This window comes from Bartonella occidentalis, from assembly GCF_037070875.1.
GTDB lineage: Bacteria > Pseudomonadota > Alphaproteobacteria > Rhizobiales > Rhizobiaceae > Bartonella.
Map to the genome: position 1 here is coordinate 254,195 of NZ_JAYMZJ010000001.1, position 21,076 is coordinate 275,270.

At 35.4% G+C, this 21,076-nt stretch carries 20 protein-coding genes; 9 read left to right on the top strand and 11 right to left on the bottom strand.

All coding sequences use genetic code 11. The annotated features are described in order from the left end of the window. Positions 1 to 2 precede the first annotated feature (2 nt). Genes rsmG through rho form a run of 4 tightly spaced genes read right to left on the bottom strand, consistent with a single transcriptional unit; the run spans position 3 to position 5,161 of the window. Positions 3 to 650 (bottom strand): 16S rRNA (guanine(527)-N(7))-methyltransferase RsmG, encoded by a 648-nt coding sequence (gene rsmG / locus WCP78_RS01150; protein WP_336278683.1) that lies wholly within the window; start codon positions 648 to 650, stop codon positions 3 to 5. After that, positions 650 to 2,518 carry a tRNA uridine-5-carboxymethylaminomethyl(34) synthesis enzyme MnmG gene (mnmG, locus tag WCP78_RS01155; RefSeq protein WP_336278684.1) on the bottom strand — a complete coding sequence of 623 codons (1,869 nt, stop codon included), beginning with the start codon at positions 2,516 to 2,518 and terminating at the stop codon, positions 650 to 652. The genes rsmG and mnmG overlap by 1 nt, the downstream gene beginning before the upstream one ends. A gap of 41 nt (positions 2,519 to 2,559) precedes the next feature. Further along, positions 2,560 to 3,864 (bottom strand): tRNA uridine-5-carboxymethylaminomethyl(34) synthesis GTPase MnmE, encoded by a 1,305-nt coding sequence (gene mnmE, locus WCP78_RS01160; RefSeq protein ID WP_336278685.1) that lies wholly within the window; start codon positions 3,862 to 3,864, stop codon positions 2,560 to 2,562. 31 nt (positions 3,865 to 3,895) lie between these two features. Further along, the gene (rho, locus tag WCP78_RS01165; protein ID WP_336278686.1) at positions 3,896 to 5,161 is read right to left on the bottom strand and encodes a transcription termination factor Rho; all 1,266 of its coding nucleotides are present in this window, start codon (positions 5,159 to 5,161) and stop codon (positions 3,896 to 3,898) included. A gap of 486 nt (positions 5,162 to 5,647) precedes the next feature. Between rho and WCP78_RS01170 the strand changes: the two genes are divergently transcribed. The 6 genes from WCP78_RS01170 (at position 5,648) to polA (ending at position 12,471) form a co-directional block, all read left to right on the top strand. Next, positions 5,648 to 6,472: a pyruvate, water dikinase regulatory protein gene (locus WCP78_RS01170; protein WP_336278687.1), complete on the top strand. Its 825-nt coding sequence runs from the start codon at positions 5,648 to 5,650 to the stop codon at positions 6,470 to 6,472. 14 nt (positions 6,473 to 6,486) lie between these two features. Continuing rightward, positions 6,487 to 7,083 (top strand): Maf family nucleotide pyrophosphatase, encoded by a 597-nt coding sequence (locus WCP78_RS01175; protein WP_336279105.1) that lies wholly within the window; start codon positions 6,487 to 6,489, stop codon positions 7,081 to 7,083. Beyond that, positions 7,076 to 7,957: a shikimate dehydrogenase gene (locus WCP78_RS01180; protein WP_336278688.1), complete on the top strand. Its 882-nt coding sequence runs from the start codon at positions 7,076 to 7,078 to the stop codon at positions 7,955 to 7,957. Before WCP78_RS01175 ends, WCP78_RS01180 begins: the two co-directional genes overlap by 8 nt. Continuing rightward, positions 7,954 to 8,541, top strand: a complete 588-nt coding sequence (coaE, locus tag WCP78_RS01185) for a dephospho-CoA kinase (protein ID WP_336278689.1) — start codon at positions 7,954 to 7,956, stop codon at positions 8,539 to 8,541. Before WCP78_RS01180 ends, coaE begins: the two co-directional genes overlap by 4 nt. Positions 8,542 to 8,544: 3 nt before the next feature. Next, entirely contained in the window at positions 8,545 to 9,255 is a 711-nt protein-coding gene (dnaQ, locus tag WCP78_RS01190; RefSeq protein WP_336278690.1) for a DNA polymerase III subunit epsilon, read from the top strand. Between the two features lie 306 nt (positions 9,256 to 9,561). Further along, positions 9,562 to 12,471, top strand: a complete 2,910-nt coding sequence (gene polA / locus WCP78_RS01195) for a DNA polymerase I (RefSeq protein WP_336278691.1) — start codon at positions 9,562 to 9,564, stop codon at positions 12,469 to 12,471. On the opposite strand, the gene WCP78_RS01200 is transcribed toward polA, so the two are convergent. The 7 genes from WCP78_RS01200 to ihfB all read right to left on the bottom strand — a co-directional run bounded on the left by WCP78_RS01200 (position 12,468) and on the right by ihfB (position 17,870). Beyond that, complete coding sequence (locus WCP78_RS01200) at positions 12,468 to 13,340, bottom strand: endonuclease/exonuclease/phosphatase family protein (protein WP_336278692.1); 873 nt, start codon at positions 13,338 to 13,340, stop codon at positions 12,468 to 12,470. The genes polA and WCP78_RS01200 overlap by 4 nt on opposite strands. A 128-nt stretch (positions 13,341 to 13,468) precedes the next feature. After that, entirely contained in the window at positions 13,469 to 14,242 is a 774-nt protein-coding gene (locus WCP78_RS01205) for a Bax inhibitor-1/YccA family protein (protein ID WP_336278693.1), read from the bottom strand. 593 nt (positions 14,243 to 14,835) lie between these two features. After that, a complete protein-coding gene (gene lspA / locus WCP78_RS01210) occupies positions 14,836 to 15,342 on the bottom strand; it encodes a signal peptidase II (RefSeq protein ID WP_336278694.1) in 507 nt (168 codons plus the stop codon). A 9-nt stretch (positions 15,343 to 15,351) separates the two neighbouring features. Further along, the gene (locus tag WCP78_RS01215) at positions 15,352 to 16,188 is read right to left on the bottom strand and encodes a TrmH family RNA methyltransferase (RefSeq protein ID WP_336279106.1); all 837 of its coding nucleotides are present in this window, start codon (positions 16,186 to 16,188) and stop codon (positions 15,352 to 15,354) included. A 1-nt stretch (position 16,189) separates the two neighbouring features. After that, positions 16,190 to 17,122, bottom strand: a complete 933-nt coding sequence (locus WCP78_RS01220) for a class I SAM-dependent methyltransferase (protein ID WP_336278695.1) — start codon at positions 17,120 to 17,122, stop codon at positions 16,190 to 16,192. A gap of 164 nt (positions 17,123 to 17,286) precedes the next feature. Beyond that, positions 17,287 to 17,583, bottom strand: coding sequence for a LapA family protein (locus tag WCP78_RS01225; RefSeq protein ID WP_336278696.1), 297 nt, complete (start codon positions 17,581 to 17,583; stop codon positions 17,287 to 17,289). An 8-nt stretch (positions 17,584 to 17,591) separates the two neighbouring features. After that, on the bottom strand, positions 17,592 to 17,870 hold the full coding sequence (gene ihfB, locus WCP78_RS01230) for an integration host factor subunit beta (RefSeq protein WP_336278697.1): 279 nt from the start codon (positions 17,868 to 17,870) through the stop codon (positions 17,592 to 17,594). A gap of 189 nt (positions 17,871 to 18,059) precedes the next feature. Between ihfB and WCP78_RS01235 the strand changes: the two genes are divergently transcribed. From WCP78_RS01235 to lptB, 3 genes are all read left to right on the top strand, one after another. Continuing rightward, a complete protein-coding gene (locus WCP78_RS01235; RefSeq protein ID WP_336278698.1) occupies positions 18,060 to 18,704 on the top strand; it encodes an LPS export ABC transporter periplasmic protein LptC in 645 nt (214 codons plus the stop codon). A gap of 75 nt (positions 18,705 to 18,779) precedes the next feature. Further along, positions 18,780 to 19,385, top strand: a complete 606-nt coding sequence (locus WCP78_RS01240; protein WP_336278699.1) for an LptA/OstA family protein — start codon at positions 18,780 to 18,782, stop codon at positions 19,383 to 19,385. Positions 19,386 to 19,391: 6 nt separating this feature from the next. Beyond that, positions 19,392 to 20,186, top strand: coding sequence for an LPS export ABC transporter ATP-binding protein (gene lptB / locus WCP78_RS01245; protein ID WP_336278700.1), 795 nt, complete (start codon positions 19,392 to 19,394; stop codon positions 20,184 to 20,186). Positions 20,187 to 21,076: the final 890 nt, after the last annotated feature.

The following is a 21,076-nucleotide window of genomic DNA, read 5'->3' on the forward strand; positions in this document are numbered from 1 at the left end:
CTTTACCCTTTACATGATCGAACATGAGAAACTTCTAAAATAACAGAATTTTCATCAATCTTACTCTTATATTTTAGCAGATTAAAATGCCAATTGGCAGAGGCAATTGTTATTTCTGTAGAGTAATCCCGGCCTTTTTGTAAAAGAGCTATTGTTTTTGGTGTTAATAATGGAAAAATAAGCTTTAAGAGATCGTTTAGTGAAGCTAATCCCCGTGCTGTTATAACATCTGGTATTCTTATTTTTTTATACGCATCTTCAATTCTACAGTGATGAACTGTTGCTGGAAGATCAAGTTGAGCAATGACTGTTCGTAAAAAAGCTATTTTTTTTCCATTACTTTCGACCAAATCAATATGCCCTTTTTTTTTATCTTTCATAAAAATAGCAATAACAATTGCAGGAAATCCTCCTCCTGATCCAAGATCACACCAGTTTAAAAAATTACTATGTAAAGGATAAATTTGTGCTGAATCTAAAATATGGCGTGTCCATAAACTTGGTACGGTTGCAGAAGATATCAAATTAATATGTTTATTCCATTGAATTATTAAAGTCTCAAATTGTATTAAATTTTCCATAGTTTCACGTGAAACAGAAGGAACTACATTCAAAAGCGCTTGATATTTTTGTTTTGTTAAAACATCCATTAAACTGATTGAGCCTTTTCCCGACGTTGACGTTGAATATAAGTTATAATTAGCGATAATGCTGCTGGCGTCATACCATCAATTTTTTGTGCATCAGCAATTGAACGTGGCAATGTTTGTGTTATTTTTGTTTTTAACTCATTAGAAAGACCAGAAATTGCCTGAATATCAAGAGAAGGTGGAATTTCTAAACACTCATCTCTCTGAAGAGCGGCAATATCTTGTGCTTGTTTTTCTAAATAAACAGCGTATTGTGCTTCAATTTCTAAAGATTCAACTGTTTTAGAATCTATAGATTTTAATTGCGGCCAGAAATGTGAAAGACGCTCTAAACTCATTTTAGGATAAGCAAGAAGATCATAAGCTGAGCGTCGAATCCCATCATGATTAACTTGTAATCCATGAGCAGATGCTTCATTAGGAGTAAGAAAAAGTTCCTGACACATTAATCGTGCTTGATCAAGACGTTTCTTTTTCTCCTGATAACAGATCCAACGTATATTACTAATAATACCCCATTGTTGAGCCAAAGGTGTTAAACGAGCATCAGCATTATCATATCGTAAAGATAAACGAAATTCTGCACGTGATGTAAACATTCGGTAAGGTTCACACACCCCACGTGAAATTAAATCGTCTACCATAACACCAATATAGGCCTTAGAACGACTTATAATAATTTCATCTAATCCACCTACTTTATGTGCAGCATTCAATCCAGCTAAAAGACCTTGAGCCGCAGCTTCCTCATATCCTGTTGTACCATTAATTTGACCCGCTAAAAATAATCCTGGTAAAGAGCGTAACTCTAAGGTTTTAGTTAATTGTTGTGGGTTAACAAAATCATATTCAATAGCATAACCAGGTTGTAAAATTGTGGCATTTTCTAATCCTTCAATAGTTTTTAATAAAGAAATTTGCACATTTTCAGGAAGAGAAGTAGACAGACCATTTGGATAAACAGTATCATCATTTAAACCTTCTGGTTCTAAGAAAATCTGATGTCCATCACGTTCTTTAAATTTAATAATTTTATCTTCAACTGAAGGGCAATAACGTGGCCCTAATCCTTCAATAGCTCCAGAATATAAAGCAGAACGATGAATATTTTCATAAATAATTTTGTGTGTTTGTGTATTTGTGCGTGTTATTGCACATTCAATTTGAGGTTGTTTAATTTCTTCTGTTAGGAAGGAAAAAGGAACTGGATCTACGTCAGCTTGTTGTTTTTGAAGTCTATCCCAATGAATTGTTTTTTTACTGAGACGAGGAGGGGTTCCTGTTTTTAATCGACCAAAATTTATACCATATTTTTTCAAACAATCAGCAAGTTTTACACTTGAATTATCTCCCATACGCCCAGCAGACCATTTTTTATCACCAATATGAATAAAACCATTTAAAAACGTACCTGTTGTCAAAATAACAGCACCAGAAAGAATAGCTCCCTGTTTTTTCAAAAGAACACCCGAAGCACAATTATCTTTAACAATAATATCAATTGCTTCATCTTCAATAAGAACAAGATTATCCTGTTCTTGCAAAAGTTTTTGAATTGCCTTTTTATATAATTGTCTATCTGCTTGTGCGCGTGGTCCTCTTACTGCTGGCCCTTTTCGTCTATTGAGAAGTCTAAACTGAATTCCAGCAGAATCTGCTGCCCTCCCCATTAGCCCATCCAAAGCATCTATTTCGCGAACCAAATGTCCTTTTCCAAGCCCACCAATAGCAGGATTGCATGACATTGTCCCTATTGCTGATATTTTATGTGTAATAAGTGCTGTCCGTGCTCCAGCACGTGCAGAAGCTGAAGCAGCTTCACAACCAGCATGCCCGCCTCCAATAATAACAACGTCATATAATTGCATTTGATTAATTCCATATAAAATTTTCTAATGTTTCACGTGAATCATTTACCAATGCAAAATTCTGAAAAAATAATATCAAGTAAATCTTCAACATCTATATCTCCTGTAATTTTTCCAAGAAAATCACTCGCCCGACGAAGATGTTCTGCACGTAAACTTAAATCAAGAGAACTATAATTTATGGAATCTTCAATTTCTCTAACAGCTTCTTTTAATAACTGAAGCTGCCTTTTACGTGCTGGAACAAGATTTCCAATTTCAGAAATACGATGAAGACAAAATGTTTCAAGCTCCTTGATAAAATAATCAAAATTAAAACCGGTTAATGCAGAAAATTGTATAAACCAACGAGTTCCATTCTCTTTATAAAGATCTAGTTTATTGCCCACATGCCATATTTTAGCTGATGTTTCCGGTAAATCAATCTTTTTAGGATTTACCATATCATAAACCAAAATAACCAAATCAGCATCCATAATATGCTGTCTTGCGGTTTCTATACCTAATTGTTCTATTTTATTTTCTGTTTCTCTAAAACCAGCAGTATCCGTTATAAAAACCGGTAAACCTTTAAGAACTAACTTAACTTCCAAAGCATCACGAGTCGTTCCTTCTTCTTCTGTTACAATAGCAACAGGTCTTCCAGCCAAACGATTCATAATACTTGATTTTCCAGAATTTGGAGCACCAGCAATAACAATCTTTAACCCATCACGTAAGATACTTGCACGCTCTCCTTCAGCAATATGTTCCTGAAGAGAATGGCAGAGTTCTTCCACTTCTTTCCAAATTTTATCAGATACATTAAAAACATCATCTTCATCAGAAAAATCAAGTTCTGCTTCAATAAAAGCACGTATTTTTATAAGTTTTTGACGCCAATCACGATAAAGTTCTGTTAAACGTCCACTTGTTCCCATAACAGCTAAACGTCTCTGGCTTTCTGTTTCTGCCTCTATTAAATCAGCAAGTCCTTCTGCTTGAACAAGATCTAATTTTCCTTCTATAAATGCACGACGCGAAAATTCCCCTGCCTCTGCAATACGGCATCCAGAAAATGTAGATAATTCATCAAGAAAACGATTAACAACTGCTTTTCCCCCGTGCAAATGAAATTCAGCACAATCCTCTCCTGTAAAGCTATGAGGACCAGGAAAAAAAACAGTTAAAGCAGAATCCAAAAAACTACCATCACGAGCAGTAAGATTTCCATAATGCATAAACCGCGCTTTAGGCAAACAACCACAAAGCGTTTTAACAACATTAATAACATGAGGACCGGAGAGTCGAATGATTGCAACCCCTGAAGGCAACAACCCACTCGAAACAGCAAAGATTGTATCCACAGGATTAATCCTAATCAAATACTTAACGTTTTTAAGTATTCATCGAATCAAAAAATTCGCTATTGTTTTTTGTTTGTTTTAATTTATCAATCAAAAATTCAATTGCATCTGTTACATTCATAGGAGCTAAAATACGACGAAGTACAAAAATTTTATGCAAGTCTTGTCGTGCTACCAAAAGCTCTTCTTTACGTGTTCCTGATTTCAAAATATCCATAGCTGGGAAAGTACGTTTATCAGCAACTTTACGATCAAGAACAATTTCTGAATTACCTGTTCCTTTAAATTCTTCGAAAATGACTTCATCCATACGGCTACCTGTATCAATTAAAGCGGTTGCAATAATGGTTAAAGATCCACCTTCTTCAATATTACGAGCTGCACCGAAAAAACGTTTTGGACGCTGTAAAGCATTTGTATCCACACCACCTGTCAAAACTTTACCTGATGAAGGAACAACCGTATTATATGCACGTCCAAGACGTGTAATAGAATCTAAGAGAATAACAACATCACGCCCATATTCAACTAAACGTTTAGCTTTTTCAATAACCATTTCAGCTACTTGCACATGACGTATCGCTGGTTCATCAAAAGTAGAAGAAACCACCTCTCCTTTCACAGAACGCTGCATATCAGTAACTTCTTCTGGACGCTCATCAATTAAAAGGACAATAAGATAACATTCAGGATGATTAGTTGTGATAGAATGGGCAATATTTTGTAATAAAACCGTTTTTCCTGTTCTAGGAGGAGCTACAATTAATCCTCTTTGTCCTTTTCCTAATGGAGATATCAAGTCAATAACCCGTGATGACATATCTTTGTCTGTAGGGTTTTGTATTTCCATTTGAAAACGTTCATTAGAATAAAGGGGAGTAAGATTATCAAAATGAATCTTATAACGAATTTTTTCAGGATCTTCGTAATTTATTGTATTAATTTTTAGAAGAGCAAAATAACGTTCTCCTTCTTTTGGACTACGTATTGGACCCTCAACAGTGTCCCCTGTCTTTAAAGAAAAAGATTGAATCTGTGAAGGAGAAAGATAAATGTCATCAGGTCCTGGAAGATAATTAGCATCAGCAGATCGCAAAAAACCAAAGCCATCTTGCAAAACTTCAACAACTCCCTCTCCAATAATTTCTACATCTTGTAAAGCAAGCTTTTTTAAAATAGCAAACATTAATTCTTGCTTACGCATTAAGGAAGCATTTTCGACTTCTAATGTTTCAGCAAAAGAAACAAGCTCAACTGGATTTTTACTTTTAAGTTCTTGTAGTTTCATTTCTTGCATAAAAAATGTTCTTTAATTTAAGTAAAAAATTATTCTCGATATTATGGAAAGAAGAGTGAAATATCCCTATAAGACAGGCACATTGTACACTTAACTTTCCTAAACTGCAAGTAGCATTCATACTATTTATCTTTATATATAATTTAATAATCATGTGAAAAAAACGATTTATTAAATAGAATTATTTTTTTCCAAAAAAAAATGTATTAACAAATTTGAAAAGATAAGATTTTTCTTATTTAAGCCTGTGTTTAATGTGGATTATTATTTATACTTTACTTATCCTCAATTTATCCACAAAGAGGAAAGAAAAAAAATGAGGTACAGCTGTACTTTAGAGTATCATCCCCATTTAAAGATAAAAAATAGTTTATTTATCAAAATTATTAAATTTGTGTACAATAACGTAGAGTTTTCCCTAAACTTTAGTTTTATAAAAAACGAAAAGAATATATACACAACTATTAACAAGGAGTTAAAATTTTTGTGGCAAGAGAGAAAAAATCCTTCCATATGCATATGCTTTCTGATGCAACGGGAGAAACATTAATCTCTGTAGGGAGAGCTGTCGCATCACAATACACGATGAGTCAGGCGATAGAGCATATTTACCCGATGATTCGAAATGAAACACAGTTGCAAAGAGCTCTTGGTGAGATAGAGCAATATCCAGGTATCGTTCTCTATACAATCATTGATGAAAAAATTAAATTATCTCTAAAAAAAAGATGTAAAAAAATAGGGATTCCATGCGTTGATATACTGTATCCTGTTTTAAACGCTTTTCAATCGTACCTTGGAATTCCAACAAATTTACGTGTTAGTGCTCAGCATGATCTTAATGCAGATTATTTTCGTCGTATTGAAGCGTTAGATTTTACGATAGAGCACGATGATGGGCAATCTCTTGGTAGTTTATCTGATGCAGATGTGATTCTTTTAGGAATTTCAAGAACTTCAAAAACACCAACCAGTATCTATTTAGCAAATCGTGGGATTAAGACTGCTAATATACCTCTCATTCCAGGGATTGATTTACCAGAAGCTCTTTTGGAAGAAAAAAATACTTTGATTATTGGTTTAATTGCTTCAGCTGAGAGAATTTCGCATATTCGCCAAAATAGAAATTTAGGAGAGGGTTTTTCTTTTGGAAGTTATACTGATCGTACCAGCATAGCTGAAGAGTTGATTTATACAAAACGCATTTGCGAACGTTTTAACTGGCCTATTATTGACGTCACAAGACGCTCTATTGAAGAAACTGCTGCAGCTATATATGAATTTTTGTCACGATTTCGTGAAGGAAAATGAAAGAAAAAATTCCCATGGAAGAAGATACATTAATATTAGCATCACTTAGCTCTTATCGTGCACAATTGTTGAAAAAAGCAGGTTTAAGTTTTCTCATTGAAGGAGCTTCTTTTGATGAAAGGGAAATAGCGAAAAACACAAGCCCAATAAATCCTAAAGACCTTAGCTGCTTTCTTGCAAGGGAAAAAGCAAAAAATGTTTCTGATCGCTTTCCTAATTCTTTGGTAATTGGCTGTGATCAAGTACTTGATTTGGAAGGGAAAGTTCTTCATAAAGTTGCAAATAATGAGGATGCATATCAACGTTTATGTCTTTTATCAGGAAAAACTCATTTTCTTCATAGTGCAGTCGCTTTATTTAAAAATGGTCAAGAAATCTGGGTTGAAGCTTTTAGTGCTCATATGTCGGTACGACCTCTTTCATCAGAGTTTATTGAACGTTATTTAGAGCGTGTAGGAACAGATGTCTTAAATAGCGTTGGAGTATACCAAATTGAAGGAGAAGGAATCCAACTTTTTGAAAAATTTGACGGAGACTTTTTTACCATTATTGGTTTACCTTTATTACCTTTATTAGTTAAGTTGCGTCATTTGGGATATATTGATGGTTGATTTGGCAATAGATTGCAAAAAAACAATCTCTCCACGTGCTTTTGTTGTCGGTTATCCTATTCACCATTCAAAATCGCCAAAAATACATAATTTTTGGCTTAAACAGTATAATTTACAAGGTGAATATTTAGCACAGGAAGTAACATCTAACGAATTTAAAGGCTTCATTGAGTCTATACAAAAAAGAGGTTTTTGGGGAGGTAATGTTACTTTACCTTATAAGCAGACAGTTTTTGATTTAGCTGATTATAAAGATAAGGTAGCAACAATTATTGGCGCTGTTAATACATTGTGGTATGAAGGGGATAAACTTTGCGCCACAAATAGTGATGCCTATGGTTTTTGTGCTAATCTTGATGATTTTTCTCCTGGTTGGGTTGGAGAAACAGCTCTTGTTTTTGGTGCAGGGGGTGCTGCGCGTGCTATTTTATACGGCTTAAAGAAACGTGGATTTGAACGTATTTTTTTACTTAACCGTACAAAACAGAGAGCGGATAATTTGGCTAATTATTTTGGGAAACCTGTTGAATCCCACGATTGGCACAAGACTTATGAAATAATTGACCAAGCTGATTTAATTGTTAATACAACTTCTGTAGGTATGAAAAATCTACATGAAAAAAATAGTGATTTTTTCTTTGTGGATTTTTATAAAGTGAAGACAACAGCTTTGGTGACAGATATTGTTTATACTCCATTAATAACTCCCTTTTTACAACAAGCAAAAGCTTGCGGTTTAAAAACAGTTGATGGACTTGGAATGCTTTTACATCAAGCTGTCCCTGGTTTTGAACGATGGTTTGGGGTTAGACCTCAGGTAACAAAAGCTTTACGAGCAGCAATTTTAGAGGATATGGGTGAAAATAAAGGATGAAAATCATAGGGCTTACCGGATCTATTGCTATGGGAAAATCAACAGTTGCTTGTTTTTTTAAGCAAGAAAATATTCCTGTTTTTAGCGCTGATGAGGTTGTTCATAAACTTTATGATAATGAATCAGTTTTATCGCTCATAGAACATAATTTTTCTGGTGTTATTGAAAATGGTAAAGTTAATCGTCTAAAACTTTCTAAAATTTTGATCAATGAAGATGAAAAATTAGAAATATTAGAAAAGATAATTCATCCTTTGGTTCGGAAAAAAGAAAAAGAATTTATTGATGCCGCACGTCAACAGGGAAAAAAGTTAGTTGTTCTTGAAATTCCACTTCTTTTTGAAACAAATGGTGAAGATTATGTGGACAGTGTGATCGTTGTATCTGCTCCACTAGCAATACAAAAAGAGCGTGCAATGATTCGCCCGAATATGAGTGAAAAGAAATTTGAATTTATTAATGAAAAGCAAATGTCCGATGAAAAAAAAAGAGAACGTGCTGATTTTGTTATTGATACAGCAAAAGGCCTAGAAAACACATATCGACAAGTCTTGCATGTGATAAAATGCTTAACAAGTAATTAAATAATGCGTGAAATTATTTTTGATACAGAAACAACAGGTTTGGATAAAGATAAAGATCGCATAATCGAGATCGGTTGTGTTGAAATGGTTGATCGTTATCTTACAGGAGAGATATTCCATGTCTATTTAAACCCTCAAGGAGTTATCATTTCTGACGAGGTTGTGGCAATTCACGGATTGACCAATGAGCGTTTGAAGGATGAAAAAAGCTTTAGCGAAATTGCTGATAGTTTTTTGGAATTTATCAATGGTGCAACCATGATTGCACATAATGCGAGTTTTGATATCGGTTTTCTTAATGCAGAATTAAAACGGGTGAATAAGCCACTCATTAGTGTTGATAATGTTCTTGACACATTAGCTATGGCACGGCGTAAATTTCCCATGGGTCCTAATTCTCTTGATGTTTTATGCAAACGTTTTGGAATTGATAATAGTCATCGTGTTTTTCATGGTGCTTTGCTTGATGCAGAGATTCTTGCTGATGTTTATATTGAGCTAATTGGTGGAAAGCAGGGTGTATTGAGTTTTGATGAAAAGGCTACCAGCATTGATGGTGCTACTAAGAATGGCAAGAATTCTTTCTATATAGTTAAATCTCGTCCACAGGTTCTACCTCAAAGATTGAGTTCACAAGAAATAGCTATGCATACCGATTTTATAAAAAAAATTGGTGAAAAAGCTCTATGGAATCACTTCAAAGTTCCTCAATAGAGAACATTTTTCTGAAAAATGATAAGATTTAAAAATGGTCGTTGTGGGGAGGGGAACACCACAACGACCCTATCGTTACTCGTACCTCAGCTATCATAGGAGGAGCAAAATGAAAGCTATTATATCCTGTAACAGCAAAGAAAAGCTCTAGGTACTTGATATAAGCCGTAACGACATTATGCTTTATAAAACCAAAAAAATGGCTTTTTAGAGGCATTTTTATAAATTTTAAAATAAGATACAAAAAATATATATAATATAATGAGAGTGAATTGCTCTTGGCTAAAATGGAGAAGTGAAACTATCATGAAAGCAAAAGATCATCTTTTTTTAGTTGATGGATCGGGTTATGTTTTTCGTGCTTACTATGCTTTACCACCTTTAAAGCGCAAAAAAGACGGGCTTCCTGTAGGAGCGGTGGCTGGCTTTTGTAATATGCTATGGAAATTGCTCTGTGACGCTCGCAATACAGATTCTGGTGTTGTTCCAACACATTTTGCCGTTATTTTTGATTACTCATCTGATACATTTCGCAAGCAAATTTATCCTCAGTATAAAGCTAATCGAGCGGCTCCTCCTGAAGATCTTATTCCTCAATTTTCTTTGATACGCCAAGCAACAAAGGCTTTTAATTTGCCTTGTATCGAAAAAGATGGTTTTGAAGCTGACGATTTAATTGCTACCTATGCACAATTAGCAACAAAAGTTGGAGCAAAAACAACTATTATTTCTTCTGATAAAGATCTTATGCAACTGGTGAATGCGCATGTATCCTTATATGATGGAATGAAAAACAAGCATATAGGTGTTTCTGAAGTTATAGAAAAATGGGGTGTAGAACCTGAAAAAATGGTTGATTTGCAAGCTTTGATTGGAGATCCAACAGATAATGTTCCAGGTATCCCAGGCATTGGCCCTAAAATAGCAGCTCAATTATTAGATCAATTTGGTTCTCTCGATATTTTGTTGCAGCGTGTTGCAGAAGTTAAGCAGACAAAACGACGTGAAAATATTCAAGCTTATAGTGAGCAAGCAAAAATTTCTCGTGAATTGGTTCGGCTAAAAATAGATGTGCCTATAGATAATGATTTAGATGATTTTATTTTAGAGCCACAAGATGGTTCACGTTTAATCGCTTTTCTTAAAGCCATGGAATTTACATCACTGACACGTCGTGTGGCAGAGAAAACGGAATGTAACGCAGCGGCCATTGATGCTCTTGATATAAAGGTTGAATGGGATAAGTCTATATATGGATATGATCCCAACATGAAAAAAGCTGATGAAGATTCCTCTCATGATTTATCTGAAAATTCCCCACAATTGTTGGCAAAAAAACTTAAAGAGCAAGCTTTAACACAACAAGTTAAAAGGGATTCTTATGTAACTATTCTTGATGAAAAACTTTTGAAAGAGTGGCTATTAGAAGCAGAAGAACAAGGATTTTTCGCTTTTGATACTGAAACGACTTCACTTAATCCTATGCAAGCAAAGCTTGTCGGTTTTTCATTGGCATTGCAGCCAGAAAAAGCAGCCTATGTACCACTTGAGCATTTTGAAGAAGGAGACGATGACCTTTTGGGGGAAAGGCGTATTATCGGGCAAATTAATAAACAAACAGCTTTAGCACTTTTAAAGCCTATATTAGAAAACCAGGCGGTGTTAAAGATTGGCCAGAATATAAAATATGATTTTTTGGTGATGAAACAATATGATATCGTGATTCGCCCTTTTGATGACACAATGCTTTTATCCTATGTTTTAGATGCTGGAACTTTAACTCATAATATGGATGCTCTATCTGAACGTTGGCTTGGTCATAAAACGATTGCCTACAAGGATTTAAAGCATAATGGAAAAAAGATTACTTCTTTTGCACAAGTGGATTTAAAACAGGCGACTCTTTATGCTGCAGAGGATGCTGATATAACGCTGCGTTTATGGCAAGTTTTGAAACAGCAGCTTGTTTCTCAGGGAATGACAAAAATTTATGAGCGTCTTGATCGACCCCTTATAGAAGTACTCGCAAGAATGGAAGAGCGCGGAATTCTCGTTGATAGGCAGATTTTATTGAGTCTTTCAGAAGAATTAGAACAGGCTGCTTTGATTTTGGAAGAGGAAATTTATCAGCTAGCTGGTGAGAAATTTAATCTTTCTTCGCCAAAACAATTATGTGATATCCTCTTTGGCAAAATGGGATTACCTGGAAGTGCTAAGACCAAGGAAGGACAATGGTCAACTTCTGCGCGAATCTTGGAGGATTTAGCTGCTGATGGTTATGTTTTGCCGCGCAAAATTATTGATTGGCGTCAGATTGCGAAATTAAAATCTACCTATGCAGATGCTTTACCCTCTTATATTTTGCCCAAAACGGGGCGTGTTCATACGAGTTATTCTTTGGCGACAACATCAACAGGACGATTATCATCGTCAGAGCCAAATTTGCAAAATATTCCAGTACGAACCGCAGAAGGACGAAAAATCCGAACAGCTTTTGTTGCTCCTAAAGGGCATATATTGTTATCAGCTGATTATAGCCAGATTGAATTACGCATTCTTGCTCATATTGCTGATATAACAGCATTAAAAGAAGCTTTTGCACAAAATCAGGATATTCATGCGATCATTGCATCGCAAATGTTTGGGGTTGCTATAGAGGGGATGCATTCAGATATACGACGACGTGCAAAAGCAATTAATTTTGGTATTATTTACGGTATTTCAGCTTTTGGATTGGCTAATCAATTGGGTCTTTCGCGGAAAGAAGCAGGCGATTATATTCAACTTTATTTTAAAAGGTTTCCGGGAATTAAAGACTATATGGAAACAACTAAGGTATTTGCACGTCAAAACGGTTATGTAGAGACTATTTTCGGACGTAGAATACATTATCCGGAAATAAAAGCAGCTAATTTTCAGGTTCGTGCCTTTAATGAACGAGCTGCTATTAATGCCCCGATTCAAGGATCTGCAGCAGATATCATTCGTCGTGCCATGATTCAGATGGAAGATGCCTTGGAAAAAGAAAAACTGTCAGCTAAAATGTTGCTGCAAGTGCACGATGAACTGATTTTTGAAGTCCCTGAAGATGAGAGAGAAAAAACCATAGAGCTCGTTAAAAAAGTTATGGAAAATGCTACAATGCCTGTACTATCTTTGTCGGTACCTCTTGAAGTAAAAGTAACGGCTGCTCAAAATTGGGGCGATGCACATTAGTTCTTTTCACTCATTTTTTTAAGAATTGTGGTTGCCTTGTCAAGGTCAAGATAAGCTTTGATAGGTAAATGGTCTGAGGCAATGCGTGCAAGTGGTGAATGATGACTTTCGATTTTGGTCACTAATTGGTGAGGAAAAGCAAAAATTCTATCAAGAGCGAGAAAAGGAAAGCGAGAAGGAAAACTCGGAACAGTTCCAAGTGTGTTATCAAAATAGGGAAAGAAATGATTTAAAGATGATCTTTTTCCTAACCGCCATTCATTAAAGTCTCCAATGAGTATGGTAGGGATAGAAGGACGTTTTTGTAGAAGTGTAAGAAGCATTTTCGTTTGCTTATTGCGAGAATGGCGTAGCAAGCCAAAATGAGCAGCAATAACACGAATGAGACCTGTTTCCATTTTAAACTCTACAATCACAGCTCCACGTGGTTCAAAACCAGGTAGATCAATTTGTAAAGTGTCATATACAAAACCCTTTCGTGCAAAGAGAGCATTACCGTGCCAGCCATGACCAGTAGGAGACATGGTTTTTAGAGGTATTGGTATCAAACCTGTTTCAGCTTTTAAAAGTTTGAGATCAATCAAGCCACTTCGCTCACCAAAACGCTTGTCTGCTTCTTGAAGAGCAAGAATATCAACTTGCAGTTCAGCAATAACACGTACAATACGAGCAGGGTTAAAAATTTTATCAACACCTACACACTTATGAACATTATAAGAAGCAATAGTAAGATCGTGATTATCGTTCAGGTTAATTGTATTCTGATAGCTAGGGAATCTGTTGATGGTATTAAAAAGAGGGATTTGAAGTCTTTTATGAGTCAATGCAGTAAACCAAGGATGTTTCTGCTTATGAGATTTTTTTATCATTTCTATGGGTAGAGTGTGCTAAATACTGAATATAAGTAAAAGGTAAGTGTTCGCACTAAAATAATAAACCCTTGTTTCTTGAAAACAAGGGTTTATTGACTGGTTTTCTTAAATGACAATCACTGCAATCAATCACGATTTGAGCCAAGAAACTGCAGCAAAAAGACAAACATATTAATAAAATCAAGGTAAAGATTCAAAGCACCCATAATAATCTTCCGACCTCGGGTGTCATCTCTATCCCCTTCATAGTACATTAATTTTATATTCTGTGTATTGTAAGCTGTTAAACCAGCAAATACAAAAACGCCGATTATTGATATAGCAAATTGTAAAGCACTTGATCCAAGAAAGATATTAACAATCATGGAAAGCATTAAGCCAATCAAACCTATAAAAAGGAATGATCCCATTGCTGTAAGATCACGTTTTGTTGTGTAACCATAAAGTGAAAGAGCACCAAAAGTAGCAGCAGTAATAACAAATGTCTGCACAATACTTTCTGCTGTGTAACGTAAAATGACCGAGGACAATGATAGTCCAACAAGGGTAGCATAACCAAAAAAGAGGTTACGAGCTGCATTCGTACTTAGCGTATTGATTTTGAAGCTAAGAAAGAATACTGCCACAAGCGGTGCAAACATAACAATGTATGAGAACGGTGATGTGTAAAATGTTACTCCAAACGAGGTTAAGTAAACACTTCTATTGATTTGAGCAGCTGCTTGGCTCATATCCGTTGTTGTTGCCAATGATGCAATTGCATAAGCAGCAGCGGCTGTAATAAGCAAACCGATGGCCATTGTATTATAGACACCCAGCATATAACTGCGCAGTCCTTGATCGATTGATGCATCGGCATGAGAAACAGACGCCGAACGTAAATTTTTAAAATCAGCCATGATATAAGGTCCTTTAGCATATGTTCCATCAGGCACGGAATCACGATCGTATCCTCACAATAACAATGCTGCATACGCTCCTAATTTGGAGAATACAAGCATTTCAGATACAGCCGACGTAATTCCAGCATACCTCCCTTTATTATGGAGATTTATTTTAAAATTACAAGAGACTTTTGTTTGGAAAGAAGCTTACAAATTATCAATAAAAGGCTTAATTTTGCCAAAAACGTTAAGCTACTTTAGCAACTTTTTTGCGAGATGAACAGCCGAAATGGGAAATTTTCTCTACCTTTAATGGGAAGACAAAAATATGCACAGAAAAGTAGACATGAATCAAAAAAAGGCTTCAGGTAAAATTATATCATAGCAACTAGAAATATAAAAAGATCGTATTAAAAATGAGACAGTGAAAAATGTTGTTTATCAAATAAATAGAGTTTTCTTGATATTCTAAAGAGATATATGTGAAAAAAACAGAATTTAAAAATCATTATAAAAAACAAAAAAATATTTTAAAACAAATATATAAAGATGCATACGCTTAGTAAATTGTCGATAAAAATACTAATATTTGTGATAATACTGGTTCTTTATCCAGAAAGTGTGCTGGAGTGATGTTCTTTTTTTGCCCATACCCATATAAGCAATTCTTCAATAATAATGGCAATAGCACCGATTGTGATAAAACTATCTGCAAGGTTGAAAACAGCAAAATAAAAGATATCATCAATATAAAATAATATATAATCAATGACATAATGAAAACGTATACGGTCAATGAAGTTGCCAATTGCTCCTCCAATGATGATGGTTAGGCCGAAGCGTGATAAAGATTTATTACATTCGGTATTTTTCCGTATCCATAAAAGAGCAACAATAATGATGAGTGTGAGAATAATGAGTCCCCAATGGGAAAAAGAAGAAAAGAATGAAAACGCAATACCAGAGTTGTGAACATGATAAAGAGAAAGAAAAGGAAGAATCGGTATTGCTGTTCCTAAGGGTATATTGTGCATAACCCAATATTTAACTGCTTGATCAAGCCCTATCACAATAACCAAACTAAAAAGAAAAAAAAATAATGATTTTCGCATCATATTCTAGGCTCATACGGGTTCTAGTATTAAATGAGGGCGGCGGATTTCATAAAGCATGATAGCTGTTGCTATCGCTAAATTAAGTGAGTCAGCACGTCCACTTTGTGGAATACGTGCGAGTTTGTTGCAGCGATTCGCAAGAATATCTGGTAAACCTTGTTTTTCGCTTCCCATTAAAAGTATAATAGGGCCGTTTTTGAAATCAATTGTACGATAATCGGTAGATCCTTTGAGATGGGTACCAACAATCATTCCTTTAAAAGATGCAGACCACTTTAAAAAAGCGTTTTCATCAAAACGGTAAAGAGGTACGGAAAAAATTGATCCCATTGTTGCACGGACTGTTTCAGGTGAAAAAGGATCCGTTGTTTCGCCGATCAAAATAACTCCTTTAGCTCCCACTGCATCAGCTGTACGGATGATCGTTCCGAGATTTCCAGGATCACGTACCTGATCAAGTGCGACATAAACATCCTTTGTTTGTCCTTTTATCATTTCAGTAGGTTGCCATTGTTGTTTGAAAATGCCGATAACTGTTTGTGGATTATCGCGACGAGTGATAGATTCCATAACCTTTTGTGAAGCTTTAATGACAAAACCACCATTGGCTACAGTGCGTGCAGCGATGTTTTCGATAGTACCATGGCCAATTTTGCTTTTTGAAAAAATAAGTGTTTGTATTGTCCAACCGAGGTTTAAAGCATCAATTACCAATTTAAGTCCTTCTGCCATAAAAAGATTTTCGCGATTACGGTTTTTCTTTTGGCTGAGTGCTTTAAGATCTTTAATGATGGAATTACTAAGAGAGGTAATTTCTTTAACTTTACCAGTTTTGGGTATACACATTTTAGGCAGTCCATCGGCTAAAGAGAGAAGTGGAAAGGGCATGTCGAGCGGCTTCTTCACGCAAAATAAGTTCTCCTGATTCGACAGTACCACCAAGATTTATAAATTCATCACGCATCAGAGCGTGAAGAGTATAGAAAGAGGCACGAATAGAATAAGCTGTAAGCACAACGGAAAGAGGTTTGTTAGATAAAAGTTTGCGACAATTCATGATCATTGCTGGAAGATGATCGAATAATTGCCAAACCTCACCATGAGGCCCACGTCCATATGCAGGAGGGTCGAGGAGGATCATATCATAAGTTTTTTTACGACGTAGTTCGCGTTCAACGAATTTTGTAGCATCATCACAAATCCAGCGAATAGGGTGATTGGATAATCCTGCCTTTTCTTGATTAGCTTTTGCCCAAGCTATTGCTTTTTTAGAAGCATCAACATGCGTAACATTTGCACCCGCGCGCGCTCCAATCAGAGAAGCAATGCCTGTGTAGCCAAAAAGATTTAACAGTTTTACTGGACGTGCAGCTTTTAAAATTTGTTCTTCCATTGATCGCCAATGGGCATCTTGTTCAGGAAAAACACCTACATGACGAAAGGAAGTAAAACGGCCTAAAAAAGATAGTCCATTCCAAGAGAGAGGCCATGTTTCGCTAAGCGGTTTTTTGGGAAAGTACCAACGACCAACACCTTCTTCATCACGGTTTCCAGTGAAAATAGCATCAACATTAGCCCAACATTTTTGTGACAAAGCTGGTTTCCATAGCGCTTGACCTTCTGGACGAATAATGCGGTAAGCTCCATAGCGCTCCAATTTTTTCCCATTACCAGAATCAATCAAAGCATAATCTGCACTGATACCTGTTTCCAAAATAAGAGGTAACTTTTCTCGTAGACGCATATGGCCGTGATATGATTGAAAAGATTGTGCAGACATTACGATACAGGTACTCTAAAAAATTTACGTTAAAAGATTATTGAATTTCCGTAATTACGTAATAGCGCAAAGATCTAAAGTTGATTAAGCATGTATAAAGAAAAAACACCTTTCATGCAGTGCTAAACATAACACAAGGAAAAGTTTCATTAAAGTGTTATCTATCATATTATATTAGAGATTGACTTTTTTAGTTTTTCCAGTTCAGCTTTACTTTCTTTGAGGTTTTTTCTGCATTTATGACATGTAAACCAGTGAATTATGCCACTTAGTAAAATACCCAAACCGAAAAAAATAAAGAGCCATATAAATAAAGGAGCTTGATAAGTTAAACTTTCAGAACCTGTTCGAAAAGGATCTACAGTTAATACAACCATTTGACGGTTAGCTATTATAAAAGCAATCAAGAGGATTGTAAAAGGAACAAAAATGATTGCTAAAAGGGTGCGTTTTGTTGTCATAAATTTACTCATTGATTAAGTCGGTCACGCAAATCTTTGCCAGTTTTGAAAAAAGGAATCCATTTTTCCTCTACCACAACAGATTCACCTGTTCGTGGGTTACGGCCGTTGCGAGCTGAGCGGCTTTTGACAGAAAAAGCTCCAAAGCCACGAAGTTCAACGCGATTACCGTTGGCAAGTGCAGTTGCAATTTCTTCAAGAATAGCATTTACAATATTTTCCACATCACGTTGAAAAAGATGCGGGTTATGACGAGCTATAATTTGCACAAGTTCTGATTTAACCAAAATAACCTCTCTTTCATACAAAAAAAGATTCTTTAACAATTGTGCACTTCATGCATGCACGTTACATAATAAACGAGTAAAATCAAAATAAAACCAAGAAAAAACAAATTGCAATAAACAAAATTTGAAAATACTTCTTATAGAAGCTATAGAGATAAAAAAACGGAATATTTGAGAGACCAGGAAAATATGCCCGTACGCAATCGTTATGAAGTCTTTTTAACAAAACCATCTTTTAGTGACATCTTTAAAAAAGCGTATCGTCATTCACGTCGTATCCGCATATTAAAAATTTTTTTACCTCTCTCTGCGTTGGTTGCAGCGTTCTTTTTTTGCTGGTTTACATTTTTTTTTGTTCCTGCAACTTCAGATCCTGTGATCTTGAATAATGAAGAGGGCGGAATGATGAAAGCGATGATGTTGAATCCAAAACTAGAAGGTTATACGAGCACATACGAACCCTATTGGCTCAAAGCAGAAAAAGCATATCAAGATTATACACGCTCTGGAGTGATTGGGCTACAAAACATTACAGCTGAAATGTTTTTAGGAAAACAGGGGCGGATTTTTCTCGATGCGCAAGGGGGAGTTTATGACAATATAAATGGTTTTTTACAGTTGGATAAGCCATTCACGATTACAACAAATGATGGATTAGTTGCACGATTTATGGAGGCAGATATTGATTTATCTGGGGGAAAATTAAGCACAAATAAAAGTGTTAATATTCAAAGAGAAGGTTTCTATCTTGCTGCAAATGCTTTGCAAATTAGAGAAGAAAGACAAATCATACACTTTCAAGGTGGGGTGCATTTGGTGCTTGACAATCAATAAGATAATATCAATACGAAGTCTTAGGCGATCTTGTGAAAAATGAAGTATGTGTATGTAAAAACTGAGAGAGGTGAAATGAAAAAGAAAGCATCATACATAAAATGGGTAGGTGTGTATTTTGCTTTAATTATAGGAATATTAAGATTTGGAATCGGATGTGGATACGCTGAAATAGCTCATTTGGGAATTAATCTATCGAATGACAAAGAGCCTGTTGAACTTTATGCAGATTCTTTAGAAATACGTGATAAAGAAGGAATAGCATTCTTTGATGGCAATGTTTCAGTTGTTCAGGGGAAACGTCTTTTGCGAACATCAAAATTGGCTGTTTACTATGATAAGGTGAATAAAGCAGTTCATAATCAGGTAAATACGAAAAGGGCATTACTTACAGGACTTGGTTCAACGAGCGTTAGAAAAATGGAAGCTTCAGGAAAAGTTTATATAAAAATAGCGACGCAAATTGCTACCGGTGATAAAGGCGTTTTTGATGGAAAGTCAAATATGATGGTTTTAACAGGGAGTAATGTTGTATTAATCGATGGCGATAATGTGGCAACAGGATGTAAATTGACAGCCAATATGAAAACTGGGAAAGCTGTTCTAGAAGGTTGTGATACATCTGAGAAAAAGAGCCGCGTTTCAATCATTTTAAAACAAAGTCAAAAGGATAACCATTAAGATTTCATGTTTGGAATCAAGAGAAAAAAACAGATGGTTAGATGTGCGGTTGAAAGTGAATCTCTAAAAAAGCCTTTTGAAAAGACCTTAATTGCAAGTCATTTAATGAAAGTTTATCGAGGAAGGCAGGCTGTGAGTGGTGTTTCTTTCGGCATTCGCACGGGAGAATCTGTTGGTATTTTAGGTCCAAATGGAGCTGGTAAAACAACCTGTTTTTATATGGTGACCGGCCTAATTAAATCTGATGGAGGGTCAATTGAAATTGATGGATTTGATATTACTCACCTTCCTATGTATCGTCGTGCTCGTTTAGGTATTGGATATCTTCCGCAAGAAGCATCTATTTTTCGTGGTCTTTCAGTAGAAAATAATATTAAAGCTGTTTTGGAGGTCATTGAAAAAGATCGTATCAAACAACGTGAAGAATTAGACGCGCTTTTACATGAATTTAAAATTAACCATTTACGAAAAATGCCTGCAATTTCTTTATCAGGAGGAGAACGTCGGCGGCTTGAGATTGCGCGCGCATTAGCTTCTCGCCCCAGTTTTATGTTACTTGATGAACCATTCGCAGGGATTGATCCTATTGCTATTTTTGATATTCAACAGCTTATTCGTCATTTAACTCAACGGGGAATAGGTGTTTTGATAACTGATCATAATGTTCGTGAAACATTGGATCTTGTCGACCGCGCTTATATTATTCATGCAGGGAAAGTGTTAGTTCACGGTTGCCCTAAAGATATTATAAATAACGCTGATGTACGAAAAATTTATTTAGGGAATCAGTTTTCTCTATGATTTTATTTTAAGATTCTTCATTTTTAAGTTTAAACAGAACTATTGTATTCAGGCAAATTTTTAAACAGATATTATCGATGCGGTTATGTGATCAATAATAATCATTGGTATGAGGTTGAAATTATTATGCTCCTATTAGGGAGGTTTTAAAAAATGCAATGACTTTGGGTAAGGCCTAAAAAATAGGTATTTCAAAGTTTAGTTAAACAATAAAGTTCTCTATGGTAATTGATTTCATTACGTTATTTCTGAGAGATTCCTTATTTTTGCCAGAACTTCTTTTATATTATTAATTTGCTGACTGATAAGAGAAATACTGTGTAATGAGAAAGAAGGGTCTCATTATTTTATCAGTGGAATTTTATCAGTGGAGTGTGGTTTTGAACACGTTATGGAAAAGATGTCACGAGATAAGCTTTACGGTGAATGAAAAGCAGAGTGGTAGTAAATAATAATATTTCGGGGAGGTATTTAATATTTGTAGTATTTTTTCGATAATAGAACGATGACGTAAGTTTCGTGTATTTTGATGATAATAGAGAGCTTTTTTTATAAGTGTAAATATGAGTAGAGTTTTATTTTCTGCGTTGCACATTTTAAAAGGGGTATATTATTAGGAGATGTCAGATTAGAATTGCGAGTCATTTGAGATATCTGTTGAATGTAGTGAGCCTGTCTAAGTTGTTGTAATTGGGGTGTTTGGGGTATGCGGTAATCGCCAGAAATATTGCATATTGTTATCTTATAGGCACCAATTCTAATAACAAGGAAGAAGCATATCTGACGAGAATTTTATACCTATATGATGAATGAGAACCGTGCATGGTGTTTGTTAAGGGTATCGTTGTGGAGTTAATTTATGGATAACTCCATTTCTTTTTTTCATGCTG

Bases quoted from the DNA above. Each gene is read 5' to 3' on its own strand.
- rsmG (WP_336278683.1), bottom strand. From the start codon at position 650: ATGGATGTTTTAACAAAACAAAAATATCAAGCGCTTTTGAATGTAGTT.
- mnmG (WP_336278684.1), bottom strand. From the start codon at position 2,518: ATGCAATTATATGACGTTGTTATTATTGGAGGCGGGCATGCTGGTTGT.
- rho (WP_336278686.1), bottom strand. From the start codon at position 5,161: ATGCAAGAAATGAAACTACAAGAACTTAAAAGTAAAAATCCAGTTGAG.
- WCP78_RS01175 (WP_336279105.1), top strand. From the start codon at position 6,487: ATGGAAGAAGATACATTAATATTAGCATCACTTAGCTCTTATCGTGCA.
- WCP78_RS01180 (WP_336278688.1), top strand. From the start codon at position 7,076: ATGGTTGATTTGGCAATAGATTGCAAAAAAACAATCTCTCCACGTGCT.
- coaE (WP_336278689.1), top strand. From the start codon at position 7,954: ATGAAAATCATAGGGCTTACCGGATCTATTGCTATGGGAAAATCAACA.
- dnaQ (WP_336278690.1), top strand. From the start codon at position 8,545: ATGCGTGAAATTATTTTTGATACAGAAACAACAGGTTTGGATAAAGAT.
- polA (WP_336278691.1), top strand. From the start codon at position 9,562: ATGAAAGCAAAAGATCATCTTTTTTTAGTTGATGGATCGGGTTATGTT.
- WCP78_RS01200 (WP_336278692.1), bottom strand. From the start codon at position 13,340: ATGATAAAAAAATCTCATAAGCAGAAACATCCTTGGTTTACTGCATTG.
- WCP78_RS01205 (WP_336278693.1), bottom strand. From the start codon at position 14,242: ATGGCTGATTTTAAAAATTTACGTTCGGCGTCTGTTTCTCATGCCGAT.
- lspA (WP_336278694.1), bottom strand. From the start codon at position 15,342: ATGATGCGAAAATCATTATTTTTTTTTCTTTTTAGTTTGGTTATTGTG.
- WCP78_RS01215 (WP_336279106.1), bottom strand. From the start codon at position 16,188: ATGTGTATACCCAAAACTGGTAAAGTTAAAGAAATTACCTCTCTTAGT.
- WCP78_RS01220 (WP_336278695.1), bottom strand. From the start codon at position 17,122: ATGTCTGCACAATCTTTTCAATCATATCACGGCCATATGCGTCTACGA.
- WCP78_RS01225 (WP_336278696.1), bottom strand. From the start codon at position 17,583: ATGACAACAAAACGCACCCTTTTAGCAATCATTTTTGTTCCTTTTACA.
- WCP78_RS01235 (WP_336278698.1), top strand. From the start codon at position 18,060: ATGCCCGTACGCAATCGTTATGAAGTCTTTTTAACAAAACCATCTTTT.
- WCP78_RS01240 (WP_336278699.1), top strand. From the start codon at position 18,780: ATGAAAAAGAAAGCATCATACATAAAATGGGTAGGTGTGTATTTTGCT.
- lptB (WP_336278700.1), top strand. From the start codon at position 19,392: ATGTTTGGAATCAAGAGAAAAAAACAGATGGTTAGATGTGCGGTTGAA.